This is a genomic window from Acinetobacter sp. (genome assembly GCF_036666595.1).
GTDB lineage: Bacteria > Pseudomonadota > Gammaproteobacteria > Pseudomonadales > Moraxellaceae > Acinetobacter.
In genome coordinates, this window is record NZ_JAVWVO010000001.1 from 105,584 (window position 1) to 122,094 (window position 16,511).

Annotated in this window: 19 protein-coding genes and 1 pseudogene; 4 read left to right on the top strand and 16 right to left on the bottom strand. The window is 36.9% G+C overall.

The genetic code is table 11. The features are described 5' to 3' along the window. Nucleotides 1-12 precede the first annotated feature (12 nt). From RR876_RS00495 to RR876_RS00505, 3 genes and pseudogenes are all read right to left on the bottom strand, one after another. Nucleotides 13-1,023: pseudogene (locus RR876_RS00495) on the bottom strand (site-specific integrase). A 467-nt stretch (nucleotides 1,024-1,490) separates the two neighbouring features. Beyond that, entirely contained in the window at nucleotides 1,491-1,916 is a 426-nt protein-coding gene (locus RR876_RS00500; RefSeq protein ID WP_332477086.1) for a hypothetical protein, read from the bottom strand. A gap of 260 nt (nucleotides 1,917-2,176) precedes the next feature. Then, nucleotides 2,177-2,980 carry a Bro-N domain-containing protein gene (locus RR876_RS00505; protein WP_332477085.1) on the bottom strand — a complete coding sequence of 268 codons (804 nt, stop codon included), beginning with the start codon at nucleotides 2,978-2,980 and terminating at the stop codon, nucleotides 2,177-2,179. 149 nt (nucleotides 2,981-3,129) lie between these two features. Between RR876_RS00505 and RR876_RS00510 the strand changes: the two genes are divergently transcribed. Beyond that, nucleotides 3,130-3,492, top strand: coding sequence for an Arc family DNA-binding protein (locus tag RR876_RS00510; protein ID WP_332477084.1), 363 nt, complete (start codon nucleotides 3,130-3,132; stop codon nucleotides 3,490-3,492). 25 nt (nucleotides 3,493-3,517) lie between these two features. Here RR876_RS00510 and RR876_RS00515 read toward each other — a convergent pair whose 3' ends face one another. The 4 genes from RR876_RS00515 to RR876_RS00530 are packed head-to-tail and all read right to left on the bottom strand — an operon-like array spanning nucleotide 3,518 to nucleotide 7,257. Further along, nucleotides 3,518-4,498: a hypothetical protein gene (locus RR876_RS00515; RefSeq protein WP_332477083.1), complete on the bottom strand. Its 981-nt coding sequence runs from the start codon at nucleotides 4,496-4,498 to the stop codon at nucleotides 3,518-3,520. A 9-nt stretch (nucleotides 4,499-4,507) separates the two neighbouring features. Continuing rightward, the gene (locus RR876_RS00520) at nucleotides 4,508-5,914 is read right to left on the bottom strand and encodes a DUF3696 domain-containing protein (RefSeq protein ID WP_332477082.1); all 1,407 of its coding nucleotides are present in this window, start codon (nucleotides 5,912-5,914) and stop codon (nucleotides 4,508-4,510) included. Nucleotides 5,915-5,947: 33 nt separating this feature from the next. Continuing rightward, nucleotides 5,948-6,445 carry a type II toxin-antitoxin system VapC family toxin gene (locus RR876_RS00525; protein WP_332477081.1) on the bottom strand — a complete coding sequence of 166 codons (498 nt, stop codon included), beginning with the start codon at nucleotides 6,443-6,445 and terminating at the stop codon, nucleotides 5,948-5,950. Continuing rightward, nucleotides 6,442-7,257 carry a hypothetical protein gene (locus tag RR876_RS00530; protein ID WP_332477080.1) on the bottom strand — a complete coding sequence of 272 codons (816 nt, stop codon included), beginning with the start codon at nucleotides 7,255-7,257 and terminating at the stop codon, nucleotides 6,442-6,444. Before RR876_RS00530 ends, RR876_RS00525 begins: the two co-directional genes overlap by 4 nt. Nucleotides 7,258-7,502: 245 nt before the next feature. On the opposite strand from RR876_RS00530, the gene RR876_RS00535 reads away from it, so the two are divergent. The 3 genes from RR876_RS00535 to RR876_RS00545 all read left to right on the top strand — a co-directional run bounded on the left by RR876_RS00535 (nucleotide 7,503) and on the right by RR876_RS00545 (nucleotide 8,786). Then, nucleotides 7,503-7,724, top strand: a complete 222-nt coding sequence (locus RR876_RS00535) for an excalibur calcium-binding domain-containing protein (protein ID WP_067666639.1) — start codon at nucleotides 7,503-7,505, stop codon at nucleotides 7,722-7,724. 6 nt (nucleotides 7,725-7,730) lie between these two features. Next, nucleotides 7,731-8,348 (top strand): hypothetical protein, encoded by a 618-nt coding sequence (locus RR876_RS00540; protein ID WP_332477079.1) that lies wholly within the window; start codon nucleotides 7,731-7,733, stop codon nucleotides 8,346-8,348. A 123-nt stretch (nucleotides 8,349-8,471) separates the two neighbouring features. After that, nucleotides 8,472-8,786, top strand: coding sequence for a hypothetical protein (locus tag RR876_RS00545; RefSeq protein WP_332477078.1), 315 nt, complete (start codon nucleotides 8,472-8,474; stop codon nucleotides 8,784-8,786). A gap of 149 nt (nucleotides 8,787-8,935) precedes the next feature. Here the strand turns inward: RR876_RS00545 and RR876_RS00550 are convergent, their stop codons facing one another. The 9 genes from RR876_RS00550 to RR876_RS00590 form a co-directional block, all read right to left on the bottom strand. After that, nucleotides 8,936-9,454 (bottom strand): hypothetical protein, encoded by a 519-nt coding sequence (locus RR876_RS00550; RefSeq protein ID WP_332477077.1) that lies wholly within the window; start codon nucleotides 9,452-9,454, stop codon nucleotides 8,936-8,938. Between the two features lie 79 nt (nucleotides 9,455-9,533). Next, complete coding sequence (locus RR876_RS00555; protein ID WP_332477076.1) at nucleotides 9,534-10,013, bottom strand: super-infection exclusion protein B; 480 nt, start codon at nucleotides 10,011-10,013, stop codon at nucleotides 9,534-9,536. Between the two features lie 179 nt (nucleotides 10,014-10,192). Continuing rightward, nucleotides 10,193-11,182, bottom strand: a complete 990-nt coding sequence (locus RR876_RS00560; RefSeq protein WP_332477075.1) for a contractile injection system protein, VgrG/Pvc8 family — start codon at nucleotides 11,180-11,182, stop codon at nucleotides 10,193-10,195. Continuing rightward, nucleotides 11,173-11,382, bottom strand: coding sequence for a tail protein X (locus RR876_RS00565; protein ID WP_183174566.1), 210 nt, complete (start codon nucleotides 11,380-11,382; stop codon nucleotides 11,173-11,175). Before RR876_RS00565 ends, RR876_RS00560 begins: the two co-directional genes overlap by 10 nt. A gap of 1 nt (nucleotide 11,383) precedes the next feature. Further along, the gene (locus tag RR876_RS00570) at nucleotides 11,384-11,842 is read right to left on the bottom strand and encodes a phage tail protein (protein ID WP_332477074.1); all 459 of its coding nucleotides are present in this window, start codon (nucleotides 11,840-11,842) and stop codon (nucleotides 11,384-11,386) included. Next, entirely contained in the window at nucleotides 11,842-14,241 is a 2,400-nt protein-coding gene (locus RR876_RS00575) for a phage tail tape measure protein (RefSeq protein WP_332477073.1), read from the bottom strand. The genes RR876_RS00570 and RR876_RS00575 overlap by 1 nt, the downstream gene beginning before the upstream one ends. A gap of 218 nt (nucleotides 14,242-14,459) precedes the next feature. Continuing rightward, complete coding sequence (locus RR876_RS00580; RefSeq protein WP_332477072.1) at nucleotides 14,460-14,732, bottom strand: phage tail assembly protein; 273 nt, start codon at nucleotides 14,730-14,732, stop codon at nucleotides 14,460-14,462. A 1-nt stretch (nucleotide 14,733) separates the two neighbouring features. Further along, nucleotides 14,734-15,243 carry a phage major tail tube protein gene (locus RR876_RS00585; protein ID WP_332477071.1) on the bottom strand — a complete coding sequence of 170 codons (510 nt, stop codon included), beginning with the start codon at nucleotides 15,241-15,243 and terminating at the stop codon, nucleotides 14,734-14,736. A gap of 12 nt (nucleotides 15,244-15,255) precedes the next feature. Beyond that, a complete protein-coding gene (locus tag RR876_RS00590; protein ID WP_332477070.1) occupies nucleotides 15,256-16,449 on the bottom strand; it encodes a phage tail sheath subtilisin-like domain-containing protein in 1,194 nt (397 codons plus the stop codon). Nucleotides 16,450-16,511 lie beyond the last annotated feature (62 nt).

Consider the following 16,511-nt stretch of genomic DNA (forward strand, 5'->3'; position numbering starts at 1 on the left):
CTCTCTTTCTTTTTATGAGTTAAACATTTCAACCAGTTCATCTGCATCCGGGTTGTAGTAAACATTCATCAAAACTTCAATTTTTTTATGGCCTGTGATTTTAGCTAATACTTCTACAGGTAATTTTCTAATTTTTACCATTCTAGAAATCGCTTCATGGCGTGTGTCATGAAAATAGAAATCTTCAATGCCTGAATCAGCCTTTCTTCGTTCCCATAACTTTCTAAATGCATCCGCACTCTGCGGAATGATTTTTTCATCATCATGAGGGATTAATGTAATCAGCTCTTTAGCAAACTGAGAAAGCGGTACATTACGTTTAGAACCGTTTTTAGTTTTTGGTAAGTGAACATAGCCGTCATATACTTCCGAACGCTTCATATTCAGAATTTCGCCCTTGCGCATAGCGGTTTCTATCGCAAATAAGAAACCCCAAGCAACATAGTGCTGCGGCAATGTCGGTATCTGCCCTATTTCGTACTCCAATAGCTTGAGCATCTTATCAATTTCGGCTTGAGAAATTCGACGGTACCGAGATTCAGGTTTAACAGGCTTTGGAATCTGCATCCAAATTTGAATCAAGCAAGAACATTTCTTTCTGTGCATATGTGTACATTGCTGAATAAAGCGAAATTTCTTTGAGCACTGTATTTTCTTTTACTTCGGTGCAAAGCATATTTCGCCAGTTGGTTAAATCAAGCGGTGTAATGTCATGAATATTCTTATGGGCCAGTTCACCCATTTTTCTTTCAAAGGTTTTGTACTGAGTCAAAATCCAATTTTTAGACTTCATGTGCTTGCCTACTTTCTCCAAGTAAACATCAAATATTGCATGTAGGTGAAAATAGGTTTTTCATTTATTGGGGCTTCTTCTTTGGCACCTGCTTTCAATTCAAGCATTTTTATTGCCGCCCACTGTTCACATTCTTTTTCTGTATCACGGGTTGCTGAGTAACGCTGTCCATCGAACATTAATTCAATTCGATAAGCATCACCTCGTTTTCGGGCTTTGGGTAATTTCATCGTACAGGTCTTGGCGTAATCTTGGCGTAAATTATGGCGTATTTTCACCAAAAAGCGTAACAAATGCACCAATTGCACCAAATTACGGGGAAAAAAAAGACCTACAAGTTATTGATTTTAACTGTAAGTCTTTGAATTTATTTGGTAGGTATATCCAGACTCGAACTGGAGACCTCTACGATGTCAAGATGAAGTCAAAACCCGATATAAGCCTTTAGAATATAACAATTTCATTGCTTATTTTTGAGCGTATTTTAGTCACTTTCTTACCAAACTAGACCCAATAAAATCAATAATTTAGAGCACCATTTCTCTACAGCTTTTTTGGGCTTTTGCTTAAAATTGCTCATAGGAATTTTGTCTTAAAATATGGCTTATCGTCTTCGAGCATTAGCAGCAAAAAACCACCCTTTCAGGCGGTCATTTTCACTTCAATAAATTGTACCGCTGATAAGGTATTATCTTAATTACTTAAAATATAATTTAATTACTCCAATAGTAAAAAACCATGAAAATCCAAATATCCATTTTAAATTAGATATATACAACCAAGATTTATATTTTTTAAAAAATGTATCCATCTTTTTATCATTGATAGATGAAAATAAAATTGGAGGATTTGGAAATACCACTTTTCTCTTTAAAATAATCTTTTCTCGTAAAAAACCTATTTGTATAACAATAGGTAAAGAACTGAGAACCATATAGTTACCCAAGTCAATTTTCTTAAAATAATTTTCATTATCAAAGGCTAATTTACATATTTTTGATAAATTTCCTTTGATATAACTCCGCTCAATCAACATAGCTATAAAATAAAGTAGTAAGAACAAAATGGTTGATATATGCCCAAAATGATAAAAAAAGTTTTCGCTGTCATTCATAATATTCATTTACCTGATCTACTACATACGTTCCTGAGGCCTCTCCAATAGATTTTCCTACTTCCTTACCTACGTAGCCTCCAATTCCAACGGTTAATCCTATATCACCATTGCTCCAATTATCACCAGCAGCATATCCTACCAATGATGCTCCACCAGCGCTACTTGCAATCTATAAAGGCTCTACAATACCCTTCTACTAAAGATTTCTTAGCCATCATTTCTATTTTCTCAACATATAAAAAAACCGCCCTTTCAGGCGGTCATTTTCACTTCAATAAATTGTACCTTTCATGCGGAAAGGTCTTCAGCTCGAACATATGTTGGTAGTCATAAGCTGGCAGTTCTACATTGTACTTTTTGCATAGATCCGATATGGCATAGGTCATATAGAACATATTGTCATGCAGCATATAGACCAGTTGCGGATTCAGCTTGGCCAATGCCGGGCTATGGGTATTCCACCATGCTTGAAACAGCCGAGCGTGACCACAGAGCATTTCTATAGATTGGTTTTCATCTATATGAATGTCCCCTTTTGCTTTGATTTGCATGGTTTCTAAGTAGTCCACAGCGTCTTGAAAATGCATGGCTAAGAGTTCGCTATAACGTGGGATGCGAAAGTGCTTGTTATGTCTGGCCCAGAGTTCGGTGCGTTTCTTTGTGCTGCCCTCACAACGTCGGTCGACGATTTCCTTAAGTATGGCTTGTTGCTCTGAGTTGATTTTTACTCGTGTGTCAATTTGCTGATGCTGTATTTCATTTTCCAGTACGTCGAGTACCCATTTGCGGAATTCTTTAGCGATTGGTGTTTTTGCAAACATAGCGATCAAATGACAACCACGTAAAGAAAAAACTCTAACTTCACGTGTTTGACCCTGTAACGTCATTTTGACGTTACAGGTCATTCCGCTAGAAAATTCATCGGCCTTTCTTTCAAATACTTTATTAACTGCATCTTCACGTGCATAGCCTAACATCTGACCAAGTTGACGCGAGCTAATCCATGGCTTTTGGTCATACATAATTACATCGAGAGTTGTATCCCTAAAACAAAGTGATAAACTAGTCATATCAATATCCTTCATCTGGTATTGGTAAATACCCCGTCTTCCGCCAAGAATGTTCGGGGTATTTTTATTTAAAATAATGTCCACTGGACATATTGCAAATATATATGTCCACTTGATACCATGTCAACTGAATTTTTCAGGATGAAGTCATGGGTAAACATTTAGGCGTAGCTTATAATTTGCGCTTACCACAAGAACTAAAAGATAAAATTGCAGAGTCTGCTAAAGAGCTAAACCGCTCTATGAATGCGGATATTGTGGCTCGTCTTGAAGAAAGCTTTGAAGAATCAACCTTCACTAAAGAGCAAAAAATTGAATATGGTGAGGGTTTTTTAGCTGGTACAGTTGAGGCACTAACAGCTTTATACGGCGACCTACTTGGTGACTTAGAGAAAGGTTACTCAAATGATCCAACACCAGAATTATTTTTAGAAATAGAAAAATATAAATTTTTAATAGAAAAAATGAATTTACTTATACATAGTAAATCCAAAAGTTTAAATACCCAATGAGATAAAAAAGCACCGTGAGGTGCTTTTATTTTTTGGGTAAATATTCTTTTTCCCATAATGGATTCTTTCTTGCTTTTACAACTCTCATAGGAACACAAGAGTATTCTTCTAATACCATTTTAAAATCAGTTTGATTGGATGTATAAGTGCTAAAAATACTTAATCCAGGACCTATAGAACAAACATATTTATCAAAACTAATGAACCGCTCATGAGAAAGCGATTGAAAATATTTTTCTGTCTTCGAGATCAAGTTAATTTTATTAAAACTTTTTGCTAATTCAGTTTTAGCTATACTATTAAAAAATTCACAAATTTCTATATGCTCATCACTATTTTCTTCATGACCCTCAGATATAAAAGTTAAATTGAATTTTTTTCTGTACTGTAGTAAAAAAGTTAAAAAAACTTCTACACTCGTTTTTCTACCCTTTTTCGAATCAACTCTTATATTCTTAAAAAAATAACGATCTAACAACACAATATCTTTAGTATATTTTGCCAATGTGTCGAACTTATTTTCCCATATTTTTTGATTATTGGAACCTCTCATAATATCTGACACACTTTCTTTCTCTGATTTCAGGAAATTATAAGATATACTTTGATCATCCACATCCAATACTTCAAAATTTGATTTATTACAAAAACTTATATAGTTAGGTAAACCCCTCACCCACTCACTAGTTGTAGCTTCAGTTATACCTGTTTTAAAGAAACTATTTAGATTTAATATTTCTGAATAATCATTATAGTCACAAAAACTTTTCCAGCTATTTTTTGATTTAATACAAATATTATCTTCAAAAGATTCTTTCCAATCCTGATAGACCTCAGGAGGAATTTTACCTTTTAATTGTTTAAGAATTTCGTCAATTTCCTGATTTTCGCCAAGAATTAATACACCATATTTCTTCCATAATTTAAGAAAATCCCTATTAGTCGTCTTTGTTTTTAATGCATCTGATTCAAAGAAAGAAGTATCTAAAGCAAATTCTGTTAACATGTTAATCTCTTATCTTCTTTCTTTAATACGTTCTTCAAAAAATCCTTCAGGCCAATAATCCATGAAGTCACCATCATCATCAAGACGAATTTGAACCACCTCTGCACCTTCCTGTTCATCATCCATATTACTTGGAACCACATATAATATTGAAACATCTTCAGGTTTTAATCTTTTGCCATTAATAAGCTTCTTACTTCTTATTAATTTTTGAATTCTCAACATTAGAGCCTCACTGTGAGTCTCAATAATCCATTGATTATTTGTACAGGTCTCCGCAAAAAATTCAGCTAACTCAGCTTGAAGTTTTGGATGCAAATGGATTTCTGGTTGTTCCACACAAATAATTGAATCTTTTCTAACAATACCTTCAACTAAAACGGGTAAAATTTGTCCGATACCAAACCCAACATCAAGCGGAGAAACTGGTACATTATTTCTTAAATCCGTTAATTCAATTTGAATTAACGGCTCTGAATGTTTACTATCAATTGGTTGTGGTTTAAATTCATATGGGATACTAAAATTTTTAAACCATTCATTAATTGATTTTGATAAATTTTCATTATCGCTTTTTAAAAAATAGGCAATATTCTCTCCTTCCTTTCCAACAGATATCTCGAACTCACTATCTACTGAATAATAACGTTTAGGATTACTCCTTAAAGGACCTAAATATGATATTTTTTTCAACTCTTTTTGGATAAAATTTGAGTTACTACGAATCTTATCATTTAAAAAATTATGTATTTCAAATAAAACTCTATTATATTTTTCTTTTTCAAGTTTTTCCCAAACCTCCATATGCTTTCTACCATCAACACCTATTCTTTTGGGGATTGAAAACTCCTCTTCAGCATCATATAAGTAAACACCCATAATTTGCTTTAAGAGAGGTTTTGGTAAACTCTCATGCCTCATAGGTAACTTATAATTTTCAAGTAACTCTAAATCAAAATTTTTAGTAGATGTTTCATCCTTACCATTGAATTTATTTTTAAACGTATAACCAAATGAATCTCTTCGATTTTTATCTTCAAACTTAATATTCTTTAAATATGAAAATCCTTGTTTATCATTATCATCAAAAGAGTACACAAAGCTTGTAGCTAATCTTTCTAAATTACTGGACCTAGTCCCTCTAATATTAAAATTCAAGCTAAATTTAATATCTTTTTGAATATCATGTGAGTAAACCATTGTAGAATAACTACCCACATCTAATATCTTTTTATCTGAATAAATACCGCTCTTGAGGTTAGAAAAAAGCGTAGACTGTTTTAAAACCATCAAGGCGTGAATAATTGAACTTTTACCTGATGAGTTTGCACCATAAATTAATGTAATTGGTGCTAAATTTATTTCCTGAAATTCAGCAAATGCCTTAAAATTTTCGATACCTATTTGTTTAAGCATTCCTAAATATACCCTTTAATTAATTATAAAAATTTAATGAACTTTAATACTATTTTCTAAAACCACGCCAGCCATCTGCTCAAAATAATTATTATCCATGTAGTCATAAACATTTAGAGCCAAACCAAGTTCATGTACAACTGTTTTAAGTCCCTGGTCATGAGAAATAATGGCTGTAGCATTATTTGCAAGTGCTATCCCAATAATTTGAATATCAACTTTAACTTTTTGACGAGGCTCTTGTGACTTTCTATTTTGCGGCAAATTGCGGTATTCGCGATAAACCTTAGCTGCACTTAACGCTGCTTTTGCATCAAAATCTAAATTTTTAAACTTAGAATTTGGTTTAAGCAAACTCAAAGAACGAGCTTCATTATCATCACCCGCAATAAACTCAGAAATTGCAGGCATCGGCAAAGCCATAGTGAAATTTTTACCTTGATTTAGGAAAGCAACGAGATTCTTATATTCAGCCTGATCTTTGTCTTTCATCAATAATGTAATTAAGGCATTTGTATCTAAGATAATCAATCTTGTCGCTCCTTCAGCCACTCAGCTATCGGGTCATCGTGTGTAGACCAATTCGATGCACCTTTTGCTCTAAAGTCATCAATCCACTCTTCTAAGCTGACATCCTCAATGACATGGAACTTATTGATGATGTATTTCTTAAGCGTTAATTGATAAGTATTAGATTTCGATAAATAAATGGCTTCCCCTTCAAATCTTAAACTTTTATCAGTATTAAAGTATGGCTTTAATTCTTCTAGTAATTTCTTAGAACACTGTGCTGGAACTTCCACACCATTTTTTAAAATAATAGTGATGTGATCTGACTTATCACGACCAATTTGCAACCGAGTTAAACGTCCATCTAAAGACTCTTCTTGTTTGAATTCTTCTTCAGTCTCTGATTCTGGAACTACATATAAAATTTCTTTAGGTTCGTATATTTCATTATCTTTTAAAGTGCCGTATGAAATCTCAGCACGATGATATCCATACTTACCTAGTTCTTTTTGTATGCGAGCAATTTGCTTATGCTTTGCTGCTGTGTCCTTCATCACATTGGACATAGCCAATGATCTACAGTCATTTGGTACTGTAACAGCAATGGTCGTTGAACCTTCTTTAATCGTATTAAAGCTAGCTTGCTTGATGCCAACAATTTGACCCAGTGCAGATAGTAAATTCGCAATACTGGAAATTTCTAAATCATGTAAATGCCCATCATGGATTTTTAAAACAAAATCAAGATCGCCAGCTTGTTCTTGCTGAACAGCTGGATCGAATAGATCAAGACTATGTTGGGCAGCTTCGCCCTTTTTACCCACTTTTGACATTACAAATTTTTTTAAGTCTAGTTGTTTATATTATGTTCAACTTATAGAACAAATGAAAGAAAACTTACATTTCAATTCAAGTTCACTTTTTATGGCTAAAACAGTGATTTGTCAACCAAAAAATCAGGCTAATTCAAAGATTTGTCAACTAAACTGGCTTTTATACGACTTTTTGACTAGATTCATTGAGCTATTAAGCTAAGTGTTGCTAGACTTTAGCTAATGTTCTGACTTTAAAATAATTTATGAAGTTTTTACTTATTTTAGTTTTGGGGTTCACTTCCATCCAAGTTTATGCAAAAAAATGCGCTGACTTTTCTACTCAGCAGCAAGCACAGAAATGGTATGAACAACGCAAAAAATCAGGACAAACAGGCTGGAAAAGTTTAGACCGCGACGGCGATGGTCAAGCATGTGACTGCTTGCCGGGTGGAAACGGTAAGAAGTGCCCGAAGAAGAAAAAGTGATAAAAAATGAAAACAAACCTTTCTGTTGATATTGCTGTAATAATTTCTCTTTTTACTGCATTTTTCTATGCTTGTGGGCAAAACTATCTAGCCGCATATATGGCTGTGTTCTATATAGATCCAGTAATTTTGAACTTTCCTACAGCAGAAAAAATTAATTGGGGATTTCTAAATTGTTTAAATTGGATGTCCATTATATTACTTGGAGGTTTATTACTAAGCTTCGTTTTATATATTTTTGCGCTACTCAATATAAGATATCCAAGTAATCTAAAAAATCCATTTAAGTCTAAAAAGCAGCAGCACCCTCAAATTCACAATCAAAACATTACTGACGAACAACGAGCGAATCGTATACGTTTATTTTTCTGGCCATTCTTTATTTGTGTTCTTATTTTGTCTGCATTTTTGAGTTTTGCTGCAATTGATATTAAAACTACCAAATCTGCTAGAAAAGCGTTGGCAAATCCCATTCAATTGCCAAGAATCAATGCGAATGGCCAAGAGTTTTATCTTATAAAATGCGGCTCTTCACTCTGCGCTGTAATTGACGAAAAGAAAAATGTTTCATTGGTAGAACCAAAGAATGTGGTTTTACTTGGTATTAATTTTAAAGGCAGATAAAGCGCCTCACGGCGCTCTACTTATGCAAAATCCTGAACCATCTAGATAATAATTATTTTTTAAAAACATAGCTAATCTGATATTATTAATAATGATTCTTAATAACACTTTATAAAATATAATATGACCGATTTATCAACAAACTTTAACGACACCCGCCTCATCAAATCTTGGTTTGGATTTCTTTTAGGGGTGTTCTGTGTTGGAATTAGCATGATAGCTTTATTTGAAGAAGTGAATTTAAAAGGCATCCTGAGAACTTTAGGTTTTCTATGCTTTTGGTATCCATGGTGTCAGTTACCCGTTAAGAATTACCCGCTATCAAAATTTTTCAGTAAAGAAATAGAAGGCGAAAAATTAAATAAACTAGCTATCTACCTGACATTTATTGCTTTAGTTTTGCTCATTAGCTCTACAGTTTTGTTTTTTATGAGTTAGCTTGAGCGGCAGCTTATGTACAACGCACAAAGAAACCATGATAGTGCGCTGAACCCTACCATGGTTTCATATAAGATATTGATGCTCAATGTAAAATTTCAAGAACTTTGCAGAGGGTGTATTATGTTGATTTTAAAAAATTTTGATAATTAATCCGATACCCCTAAATGTAGAAAAATTCTTCCCCTTTCTCCTTCAAATATAAAATCATCCCAAGCACCTTCATACCATGTATCTGTTCTCATATGAACTTTATAAATTGTATTAGTTTCTACTAATGACATTAATTCATCTAAAAAACCTTCAAAGAAAAGCTTTTTAAGACTTTCATGTGTCAATGAAAATGCTCTATATTTATCATCTAAATAGCAAGATTCGTGTCCACTTCCTATAGAGTTTTCATCAATATTTTGTGATTTTTGATAGGCAAATAGCCAATTTCTAATCACAAAATGAAATGATTCATCATCGATAGAAAACTGATCTAGTCTAACAATAGCATCAGGATAATATTGAAATATGTATTTCTCAAAAGCTTGATGACAATTAGCTTCATCAGGTAGCTTCTCAATTTCAAAATTATAACCATGATTTGTTTTATTGTTTATCCATGAAAAAGCTTCTAGGACACCAGCTAACTTCCCTAATTTATAATCTATTGTTTGCATATTTTACAGTAAGTCTCTATTCAAAAGAAATTATACCTAAATCAATCGTTCTATTTAACCTAATTGAGCTCATAAGAAATTAATAAAGCGAGTTTGGATTAATCTTTAGTGCCTCTAAAATTAGGGGATCTATACGATAAATTGTTTTCCCATTTGGTTCTTTTTGATAGGTATTTACGAGTAGTTTTTTACTTTCTAATAATCCTAGAGCAGGCTCTTTGTGAGAGATAGGTAATTCCAGAACATCTTTCTCAATAAACAGCGATAACAAGAATTTTTCCTGTGCTTTAAGATTTTTTATTTGGTTAATAAAGTCTGCATTATCTCTTTTTATTACATTAGTTTTTCTAGCCTTATGAATCTTATCTAAAATATAATCAAAAGCTAAAATTGATAGTGAAATAAGGTACAAAAGCACTAATGGGGTTCTATAACTTTCTAGTACAAATTGGCTGATTTTTTCATCTATGACTTGTGTCAAAGCAACCAAAATTAAAAGATTCAAAAAAATAAAAAAATACCCGTTTAATAACTTCCATAATTTTTTATCTGAGTTCATGAGTACAAATAATTCTGTTAATTTTTAATGTAGTATACAATTAAATCCGTATGCATTTCCATTAAGATGTGGATATCATAAAATTGCATACGATAGATTACTCGATCTAAATTTTATTCCACATTCAATCTAATAGTGCTTAAACAAAAGCCCTCGTTTAGAAAGAAATTTAACCTTTACTACCCCTCACTCAAACTTTTCACTGCCTCAATACTTGTCTTAAATCCAACCGATTTTTCAATGCTATGTGTGGTTTGCTCAATAATCCAATCTCCTGCAATCCCCTCGCGAAACCCCACAAGAGTAAGTGGTTTCTCGGCTGAGATTTCAGGATTACCTGGTAAATTTAAACTTAATCGCTCTTCACCACGGCGTGATTGATCTAAAGATGCTTGAGCAGCTGACTGCGCACTTTTAGCATCCTGATAGATGTGCCTAAGTCTTTTGACTGGCTCTCCCTCACCAACTTTCACCTCATGCTTTTTAGCACCTTTTTTATCATGCCAATATGCGATTGCGGTGCCTACACTATCACTTGTACTGGACGTCATTTCCCATTCACTCACCTGCTGTTTTGCTAAAGTTAAACTCGGCAATTCAATCTCACCGCGCTTAACGAATAGCAGTTTCCCACCTGCAGGTTTACACACCACATCGTATCTTTTGGCGATGCGCATTAAAAAGTTAATATCCGACTCATCCGACTGGTCAAAATGAGGAAGCTTTAGAGCCGACACCGAATTACTCACAATAGGCTCTAGACCATGTTCTCTTGCGATCTTCGTCACGACAGCAGAAATCGTCGTACCTTTGGGCCATGAGCGTGTTTTTTGTGACGATAACGAAGTCATTCCGCTTTTACTGGTCAATTGTGGCAGCGCACGGCCACGGATCACCATTTTTTCAGGTGGACCTGATAACGATATTTCACTGACGATAAATAGTCCCATATCGGTCATGTCATAGTCATAGCCCATAGAGATTCTTAATTCAGCGCCCTTTTTAGGTAACTCAATCGGCTTGATCGGATCATCTATAAGCGAAATCTCACAAGTATCTGACTCATAGCCTGTGCCATCTGTGACTGAAATCGACTCATACAGGTCTGTAATCAAAGTTGTGATATCTGCACCATTCGCAATCACAGAAAAACATGGTATTAGTCCCATAGTTTCACCTTGCGCGTCTCGGTGCTCTGTTGTACTTCGGGTAATTCAATCAACACACCTGCGGGCAATAGCGCCTCATATTGAGATATCCCAAAGTTCACTTCTAATATGCGTTCAACGACTTTATTATTGGTATTGCCATAGTATCGATAAGCGATTTCATCCAGCGTATCGCCAGCTTTCGTTAAATATTGCGCCATGTTAAAACCCTACTGCATTCATGATTCCAGACAACAAACCCAAACGTGCTGGACTATCTGAGTATTTGCGCATATTGATTGTAAATTCTTGACGGCGCGGTACGCCAAATGCAGCAAACTTGGTCTGACCTTCTGTAATGCTATTAATCACCCAATAACCCAAGATCTTGCCTGTGCCACTGATCAACAATTGTGGAATACCTGTCGCAGCCAAAGTACGAAGTTCATCAATCTGCCCAGTGCCACCTTTAAACTCAGGATAAACTACACCTGTTAATGACTGCGTATCTTCACCTGGTCCTAAAAACTGTAAATTGTCCCAATCCCCAAATACTGCTTGTTCGCCCCACTTATAATTTGTGGTGCGATTTAGCTCTTGATAAGCAGCAGTATAGATACAGAACTTATATGAGCCCAATCGCATCATCGTTAGAAATGTGCCGTAGATCTGACCATCCATTATTGACTATACCCCGCATCGACCATTGAACCACGTTGGGCAACAGCATTCGCACTCTTCAGTTTTTGCATAACCAAATTGGCAATTTCATTTGGATTTTGTCCTGGTGCAGCGGTCACAGTGAAAGACTGTGTGATGTGTTGCTGTGGCGCAATACTCTTGGTGTTTGCACCACGAATCTGAGGAGCTGGCCCAGTATGATATGGCACACCACGCGATGCTTGAGGCTTCTTCTGCTCGGATGCTCCAAATCCAAAAGTACTTTTAACCGAACCAAAAAAACTTCCAACACTAGGCGCCTTATTTGCTAGATCCGCGACTTGGCCAATCACCCCACCAATATGTTTATGAATCCACTCAAGTACCCCCATAAGCGCTTTTGCAGGTGCCAAAGCAATGTTGATTGCTCCACCAACAATCTTGCCAAAGGATTCACCCGCACTTGTAGCATTTCTTAACTGTTCACCCGTAGCCTTTGTTGGCGCTATAAGCTTCATAAACCAGTCATAGACAATTCCAATGCCATTACCAATCATTTGAATTACAGGCTCCAACCACGTCATCGACTTATACAAATCTGTAAAAGATTTTATTGCTGGTTCAAGACCTTGTTTCAGGCCAGTCCAGAACCCACTAAAAAATGCTTTAATTCGATCCCAATATTTATAGATCATCACACCTGCAGCAATTGCCGCTGCGGCAACGACTCCCCACGGCGTACGTAATAAAACGAATCCGATTTGCTTCATAATTGGAATAATTGCACCGAAGCCTGAGCGTAAAAGCCCCAACGGATTAGACAACGATTTGAAAACGCTCCCCATCGTGCTACCAGAAGCTGATAATCGAGTGAATAGACTAAACACTGAAACAAGGGGCGATTTAATTGCCACCAGTGCCAGCCTTGCAACCAACAACTCAAGCTTGAAGGCACCTAGAGCAACAACAGTCGTAACAATAACCTTGGTTAGTTTAGGGTGCTCTTGTGTCCAGTCAGCAAAAACCGAAACCACGCTGCCCACACTTCCCATGATTGAATTCACCACTGGCAACAGCACACTGCCAATATTTACAGCCAATTCAGCTCCCCTATTTTTGAAGGTTTGCCATTGTGCTTCGGTGGTCTCCATACGAGCCTGAAATTCTCGTGTCATACTCCCTGATGCTTCATCACTGTTAGACAAGCGGATTTGTTTTTCTAGCTCAGTACGGTTCTCTAATAACTTTGAAAAGGTATCCCAATGCTCGGCACCGAATAAGGTAGCGACCGCATCAATTTGCGATGTGCCTGCCTGTTCAATCCACTCTCCTGGCTTCTTGCCTTTCGGTGGAACCCATATCTTCTCTAGGACAGATTCCTTCGGTAACTTCTTAATGGCATCCATCACAGAATAGATTGCACCGACCGCATCTTTCTGCATCATGTTTTCGAGTTCATGCGTTTTCAATCCCAGCTCATCTACCATAGCCTTAAATGGCTTAGACTGAGTATTGGCGGCACCCAGCTTTGAAAACACAGCATTAATGGCCGTTGAAGATGTCTCTGACTTTTCACCTAAAGTCAGTAAGGTAGAACCTAATGCGGCTGTTTCTTTGGCTGTAATCTTCACCATGGAAGCTGTACCGCCAACACGCTGCATAAAGTCGATGATGTCGCCACCTTTGGCGATTGCGTTGTCATCTAGGTAGTTAATTGAATCGGCTAAACCCTCAATATTTTTGATGGGGATCTTATACATATTAGCGATCTTACCCATATTCTCGGATAACTCACCTACAGGTAATTCAAATGCCGTTACCATCTTGGCGGCTACGCGGGTAAATTCGACAACCTCATCTTTCGCAACTCCCATTCTTAAGCCAGCGGTCACCATTTCACCAATTTCATTAGTAGCAATTGGTAATTCACGGCCAAGTAACTGAACTTGTTTCACCATGTCATGATAAACCGGTGTGAGTTGGCCACTTTTATCTCGAGCGCCATCTAACTGTTTTGCAATGCCCAACATGGAAGTTTCAAATTTAGCCGCCATGACAATAGGCGCACCAAAAGTCACAGCTGTTGCAACCGTTGCACCTATTTGGCTTTTGAGTTCTTGGAACTTTTCTTGATTTCTAAGACGTGCTGTTTCAACTCGGTTTAATTTTTCTTGTGACTTAGTGAGCCGGTTTAATTCATCAGTCACACTCGAATAACGTGCACGCAAATTATCGACATTCTTTCCCATGCTACCAAAGGTGCGGATTGACTCACCTAGCATGGCTTGATTCTTTTTAACCCTTTTAATTTCTGAGCCAATTTTCCCTAATTGGGTAGTCGTACTACCAATGGCTGTTCGCAGAGAGCCTGCGACTTCGCCACCAATTGTAATAATTGCACTTAATTTCTTGTTTGCCATTGCATAGAACACACTCAGACCAATATGCAATTTTGATATTTTTATAGGTTTTTATTCATTATTCATTTATGCAAAGAAAAACCGCACTTAAGCGGTTTCTCTGGGTAGTCCATCACACCACCATAACAGCTTAGAAATGGGTAACTTTTCAATTTCAGACAGCGGCCATGAGGTAAACGACGACAGTGCAATCACCATTTGTCGAATGTCATTTGCACTTATTCGGTAAAAAGTCGATATGCACCTTGGATACGCTTATAGTCCTTTAAGCCTAGTTTTTTAATAAAGTCGGGCGCAATCTCACATAGGTTTGCGAACATGGTAATTTCTTGTTCAGCATCGGATTTCCCCTTAGTTTGCAGCTCTGCTGAGAGTAAGTCTTGCACTGTAGGTTCACGCATTTGAACTTGATTGACCCCATCATAGGCACGACTTAAGGTAATCAGATTGATGCCTTCTTCTTCTTGAATATAGTTTGGTTTAGTTGTCATTTTACATTCCTAGCGCTGAGCGAATATCCGCTAATACATCTGTGCCATTAATAATACGAACCATGTTGATCACATCAATTTCATGAACAATGGTGCCGCCAATCGTTTGTTTGTAATAAGTCAAAGACAAATCATATTTATCTTTTGGTGCTTCGCCAGCCTTGGACGTACCTTGACTGATCTTGACGATTTTCCCTGTAAGGTTATGCACGACAGGCGTTACAGTGCCGTCAAATGACTCCATCGCCTCACGCACGGTAAATGACTTAGTAATACCTTCTTTGATCCCAAACAACGACAGCACATCTTTACTGTGTGAGTTCAACGTGAAATCTGCTGTTAGCTTTTCCATCCCCATGGTGATGTCGATTGGCGCATCCATACCACCAGCTCGATATTCTTCAGTTTGAAGTGCGAGCTCTGGCATGTTGGCTTCGTCAGTGTTGCCTGCGAAACCTTTACCATCCACAAAGAGATTAAAATTCTTGCGAATATCTTGTGCTACACCCATTTCAAATACTCCTTAAGAAAAAATCTCTTTGATATAGTCGTTGACTAAGTGAGAACGGAAAATGACGTGTTCTGCTGGATATACAGGTGTAAAGTCAAAATCAAAATACACCTTCCCTTGTGCAATTTGATCTGCTGAATTTAGATCAGGATCTGCCCAACAAGAACCACCCAAAATTGCACCGATATTGGTTAAATATCGTAAATATGCATTCACGCCTTCAATCACATCTGAAACATACGTTTTGGTAATGCCGCGGTCGACAGCCCATAAATGCGCAGCTTTTAACGATTCATCAATCATATCTGCTGTACGGACAACGCACAGGAATGCCCATTTTTTATCACTTGAAAGTGTACGGTTACCCCAAAGGCGATAACCATTTTGACGGATAATCGTTGCGACGTTGTTTTCATTCAGTAAATTTGCACGGCAGCTCGCGTCACCCATTGCAAAATCAATGGCTCGTGATGTACCAATAATGCCGTTAATTTCTTGATTCGATGGCGACCACCACCAACCACGCTCATTATCTGATTTAGCAATCAGACCAGCAACACAGGCACTAGACCACTCTGATGTAGTTGCACCATCAACCGTTTTTAAAACTTTAGGATCAACCAAAAAAACGCGCTTAGAGCCGAAGTCTTTTGAGTATGCAATTGCATCCGCATCATTGGTATTTGGTCCATCCGCGATAATGACGGCTTTTAATCGTTCAGCGATACCGTTCAGCTCAGCCACGACTGGATTTGAAGTTGCAGGAGTTTGGCCAACTGCTGCAGTACGCGTATGCGTATATCCTGGTGCAATTAAAATTTTAGGTACGAAGCCAACAATGTTTTCTGCGGCTAAGAATGCATGCACTCCTTCATAAGTACCCGTATTTGCATCAACGCCGCCCAAGACATTGGCCAACGTTGCAGCCTCTGTTTCACCTTCTTCAATACGCACGACCACCAATACGGCACCAACTTGATCAAAGATAGAATCAATGGCTTGAGGTAAAGTCCCAGTCTCACCCAGTTTGGCTGCCTCAATTCGAGAGCCAGCAATCAGTACAGGTTTATTGAGGGGGAAAATTAGTGGATCAGCATCTGGAGCCGACCCAATGATACCAATGGTGGAACTTCGAACTGTTGTAATGGGACGCGAACCACCATCTACCGTGACGTTTTGAATCCCATGTAAAAAAATATCGCTCATGAACCGCAATCTCAGTTTAAGATTTTGGTTCATTTTTACGATTTAATCAGTAGTTTTCATTA